At 38.1% G+C, this 5,294-nt stretch carries 3 protein-coding genes; 2 read left to right on the top strand and 1 reads right to left on the bottom strand.

The window, feature by feature from the left end:
* Positions 1 to 355: 355 nt before the first annotated feature.
* Positions 356 to 1,360, bottom strand: coding sequence for an NAD(P)/FAD-dependent oxidoreductase (locus tag ACOQFO_RS05895; protein WP_421688772.1), 1,005 nt, complete (start codon positions 1,358 to 1,360; stop codon positions 356 to 358).
* Positions 1,361 to 1,687: 327 nt separating this feature from the next.
* Here ACOQFO_RS05895 and epsC point away from each other — a divergent pair, with 327 nt between their 5' ends.
* Both epsC and pruA read left to right on the top strand, forming a co-directional pair.
* Positions 1,688 to 2,590: a serine O-acetyltransferase EpsC gene (epsC, locus tag ACOQFO_RS05890; protein WP_421688771.1), complete on the top strand. Its 903-nt coding sequence runs from the start codon at positions 1,688 to 1,690 to the stop codon at positions 2,588 to 2,590.
* Positions 2,591 to 3,481: 891 nt separating this feature from the next.
* A complete protein-coding gene (pruA, locus tag ACOQFO_RS05885) occupies positions 3,482 to 5,113 on the top strand; it encodes an L-glutamate gamma-semialdehyde dehydrogenase (protein ID WP_421688770.1) in 1,632 nt (543 codons plus the stop codon).
* Positions 5,114 to 5,294: the final 181 nt, after the last annotated feature.

Here is a 5,294-nt window from a genome sequence, read left to right as displayed (position 1 = left end):
TTAACATATGGTTTTCTGGTATTCTATTGTATAATATTGAATAGATGCTTAATTGATTATCTTTTTCTTTAAGCATAAAATTACCCCCAGTTTGGTTTGGTTTCTAGTTAATTCCATTATACCAAATGTTGGGGGTTTTTTGTCTTTTAATAGACTACATAATTATCTACCATTATTTAGGTGATGTTTTTCAGTGCCTTCGGACAGTAAATGTGTCCCACCAAAAGCCAGGACATTGGGGACAGTAAATATGTCCCACTGATATTTTAATATTTTTAAAAAGCACACCTGAAAATTCAGGTGTGCATTGATGTGCGAATGGGACAGAAAAACTGTCCCCAATGTCCCAGCTTCTTTACTTCTTCAAATCTTCCATTAAACTCGTACTATGAATGGTGTGTCGTTTCGCTGTTGGGTCGAAATGCATTTTTGCGCTACTGACAGCAATCGGAGCTTCTCCAAAGCCAGTGACGATTAATTTTGTTTTACCATCATACGTACATATATCTCCAGCTGCAAAGATACCAGGAATATTTGTTTCCATTTTGCTGTTAACGATGATGGAGTTTTTCTCTAACTCTAATCCCCAATTTTTAATAGGTCCGAGCGAAGAAAGGAATCCATAATTTACAATGACTTCATCAACATCTAACGTGATCTTTTCATTCGTTTTCACTTCTTCAAGTACGATTTTTTTAATTCGATCATTACCTTCAACATCAACCGGTACATAAGGTGTCAGTACTTGAACTTTTGATTGTTTTAAATTTTCAACACTGTTTTCATGTGCGCGGAAGGAGTCTCTTCGATGGACTAAAGAAACATGTTCTGCAATTCGCTCTAACATTAAAGCCCAATCTACCGCAGAATCACCACCTCCAAGTACGCAAACGCGTTTTCCTTCAAATTGCTTCAGATCCTTTATAAAATAATGAATGTTTGAGTTTTCGAAACGATCTGCTCCATCAATTTGTAATTTCCTCGGTTGGAAAGCGCCATTACCTGATGTGATAATAATGGTTTTTGTGTAGTGTTCTTCTACATTTGTTGTTAATTTAAAAGTGCCATCCTCTAATTTTTCCACTGTTTCAACGGCTTGGTTAAGACTAATTGTTTGTTCAAATTGTTTCATTTGTTCTGTTAAATGATCGACTACAACTTGAGCTCGAACTTTTGGAAAAGCGGGAATATCATATATAAATTTTTCCGGGTACAAAGCTGTTAATTGACCACCAAGCTGCGGAAGGCTTTCAATAATTTTCACTGAACATTGCCTCATCCCAGCATAAAAAGCGGTAAATAACCCGATCGGCCCTCCACCAATTATCGTAATGTCAAACACTTCTTTTTCTTGCGGCATTGCTAGATCACTCCTTTAACACATGTCTAGTTAGTTTTGACAATATTTTAGTATAATAAAATGAAAATAGAATCTTCACCAATTTAAGTATAGCAAATTTATGGTAAAAATGATTTTCAGAAGATTTAAAAATTAGATTTATTTCTCCAACCTATAAATGAATCATTTTCTTTAGCAAAATGAAGTGATTAGTAGTATAATAATCTACTAATATGAGTTTGTTTTTATTATGTCTACACCATGAGATTCATAAGTGCTTTTTCAGGCAAACAGACATATACATAGATTGGTATATTTAGTAAAATAGTTGACGAGGTGAAATGGACGATGAAATTAAACGATTGGCTATCAAATGACATCCAAACTGTTGCAAATTCGCTAGTGGACGTTCATAAAGAATATTTTTCAATTGAAAAAACAATCGGATTTGAAGGTCAAGAAAAAGTATATAAAATTCTTACAAATTTCCGAAATGCTCTTTTCCCTTGCTTATGTGAAAAGCGCTCAACATTCGACGGGAAAATTAACATTTCAATTGGCAATAAATTAAGAGCATCTGCTTTGGACTTAAGGGATTTACTCGAGAAGGTTTTCGCAAATGGGGAACAGGTGCAATCTTCCGAAGAAAAACCGGATGTGGATCAAATTGTAATTGATTTAATCAATAAATTCCCAGAAATTCGTAGAACGATTCAAACTGACATACAAGCGGCGTATAATGGGGATCCTGCAACAACATCAACTGAAGAGATTCTATTTAGCTATCCATCGATTATAGCTATTACGATACATAGAATTGCTCACGAACTTTATAAATCAGGGGTACCAATTATTCCAAGAATCATGTCCGAATACGCGCACAGCCAAACTGGAATTGACATTCACCCTGGAGCAACAATCGGTGATTATTTCTTCATTGACCACGGTACGGGCGTTGTCATTGGTGAAACATGTACAATCGGTAAAAACGTAAAAATTTACCAAGGTGTTACACTTGGGGCGAAAAGCTTCCCTCTTGATGAACACGGCAACCCTATTAAAGGTATCAAACGCCACCCTGACATTGAAGACAACGTAGTCATTTATGCAGGTGCAACCATACTTGGCGGCGACACAAAAATTGGCCACGACTCAGTTATTGGCGGTAACATCTGGCTAACAGAATCCGTCCCACCATTCTCAAGAGTCTACCAACAACAACCAACACCGAAAATTAAAAATGATCAATAAATTGAAATCACCCATCTCGCACGGTTGACGGTTAACCGTGTGGGGTGGGTGTTTTTTTTGAGAGGTGTGGGTTCCAGAGTGCGGGGGGATCGTGGATTTCGGGTGAGGAGGCGGGGATGGGAATGGGAAGTTGAGGTGCGAAATAATAGACAAACTTGGGGTGATAATAGACAGATAGCTTCGGATAATAGACAATCTGGGCTGTTTATTAGACAGTTGGGGAAAGGGCTGTGGGATAATAGACAATGCTGGGCTGATAATAGACGGATTGCCTCGGATAATAGACAGACTGGAAAAGTAGGGTAGGATAATAGACAAATCAGGGCTGATAATAGACAAATCTGTTGAGATATTAGACAATCCTGGAAAGTTATTAGAACTTTTTATGGATCACCAGTGTATTTAGAATATTGTTCAAAAGTTTTGGCAAATTTGAGGTAGATATTTGCCAAAACTGAGGAGTTATCAAACCAACAACACAAATATTAGAAATCCTAAATCTAATTCGCCAATTTCCAGAAGTTATTAGCCAATTTGCGGCAGATATTCGCCAGATTCCAGGAGTAATTCGCCAATTCGAGGCTAATATTTGCCAGATTCCCTAATTTATTCGCCAATCCACACCAGAAATTCGCCTGAACCACAAACTTATTCGCCATCCCGCCCTTCAACTCCAGAAACCCCAAACTTCATTCTCCCCACACAATTTATTTCCCCAACCAAAACTCATCTCCACAAGATCCACAAACCTCAAATCAAAACCAATTCCTGTCACTCCAACCAGCAACTATCAAAAAATTACGAGAATAAAATGATATAATTTATAGTATAGACGAAGGGGTCTATGTTATATTGATAGGGTATTAAAATAGTAGGAAGGAACGTGAAATCATGAGCAATGGAATTTTCAAAATCCCAACTCCTAAAAATGAGCCAGGTAATACTTATGCTCCAGGTACGAAAGAGAGAGCAACATTAAAAGCAGAATTAGAGCGTCAATCAAATACTGTAGTAGAAATCCCTGTTATTATAAATGGTCAAAATATAACAACAGATAAAGTAAAACAAGTGGTTATGCCACATAATCACCAACATGTTTTAGCTAATTATTCAGAAGCTGGTGAAAAAGAGTTACGCGATGCAGTGGAAGCAGCAATGGCTGCTAAAGAAGCATGGGCAAATATGGCATGGGAACACCGTGCAGCGATCTTCTTAAAAGCTGCGGACTTAATTTCAGGTCCATACCGTGATGTTATGAATGCAGCAACTATGCTTGGTCAATCAAAAACTGCGATTCAAGCTGAAATTGACTCTGCTCAAGAATTAGCAGACTTCTTACGTTTCGGTGTTGATTATGCGAACCAAGTGTATCAAATTCAACCAGATAGCATGAAAAATGTTTGGAACCGTACTGATTACCGTCCATTAGATGGTTTCGTATTAGCGATTTCACCATTCAACTTCACTGCAATTGGTGGTAACTTACCAGCAGCTCCTGCTATGATGGGGAACGTAGTTGTTTGGAAACCAGCATCAACTTCAATTCTAGCTAACTACTACTTCATGCGTATTTTAGAAGAAGCTGGATTACCAAAAGGTGTTATTAATTTTGTACCATCTCGTGGTTCTCAAGTATCAGAAATCGTGTTAACAGACCCACGTATGTCTGGATTCCACTTCACTGGTTCTACAGCTACATTCCAAACAATTTGGAAAACTGTAGGTGAAAACATTGCAAACTACAAATCTTACCCACGTTTAGTCGGTGAAACTGGTGGTAAAGACTTCGTATTCGCTCACGAATCAGCTCAAGCAGACAAAGTTGTAGCTGCTCTTGTTCGTGGTGCATTTGAATACCAAGGTCAAAAATGTTCTGCAGCTTCCCGTGCTTACATCCCAGCAAGTCTATGGGAAACTGTAAAAGACGGTCTAGTTGAAGAAGTAGCAAAAATTAAAGTTGGTGACGTGCGTGATTTCCGTAATTTCATGGGTGCGGTAATCGACAAACCAGCATTTGATTCAATTGTAAGCTACATTGAATACGCAAAAGATTCAGAAGAAGCACAAATCATCGCTGGTGGAACTTATGATGATTCAGTTGGATACTTTATTAATCCAACAATTATCGTGACTACAAATCCAAACTTCAAAACAATGACTGAAGAAATCTTTGGACCAGTATTAACGATTTATGTTTACGAAAATGAAAAATTAGATGAAACATTAACAGCAGTTGATACAGCTTCTATGTATGCATTAACAGGTTCAATCTTTGCTCAAGATCGCCAAGCTATCGCATACTTAGAAAACCGCTTATCAGGCGCAGCTGGTAACTTCTATATTAACGACAAACCAACTGGCGCGATGATCAACCAACAACCATTTGGTGGTTCTCGTGGTTCAGGTACAAACGATAAAGCTGGATCTGTCTTCAACATGATTCGTTGGACAACTCCACGCGTTATCAAAGAAAACTTCGCACCAACAACAGACGTTTCATATCCATTTATGGACGAAGAATAATAAAATAAATAATTTAAGTCGGGGGCATATTGCTTCCGGCTTTTTTGTGCGACGGGCAGTCGCACCATGTGCAACTACTGCACAGGATGAACTGTTAAAGGTTGGAGGATGTTACCGCGGTAATAACAACTCCCGAATCCCAGAAGGTTCATCATCTAGAAGGTGAAAGTCCTTCCTTCGG

Origin of the sequence: Ureibacillus sp. MALMAid1270 (assembly GCF_049202975.1) — a bacterium.
Classification (GTDB): Bacteria; Bacillota; Bacilli; order Bacillales_A; family Planococcaceae; genus Ureibacillus.
This window is presented reverse-complemented; position numbering and strand designations above follow the sequence as displayed.

What these genes read in the sequence shown, in the direction of transcription:
- ACOQFO_RS05895 (WP_421688772.1), bottom strand. Translation starts at nt 1,360, where the DNA reads ATGCCGCAAGAAAAAGAAGTGTTTGACATTACGATAATTGGTGGAGGG.
- epsC (WP_421688771.1), top strand. Translation starts at nt 1,688, where the DNA reads ATGAAATTAAACGATTGGCTATCAAATGACATCCAAACTGTTGCAAAT.
- pruA (WP_421688770.1), top strand. Translation starts at nt 3,482, where the DNA reads ATGAGCAATGGAATTTTCAAAATCCCAACTCCTAAAAATGAGCCAGGT.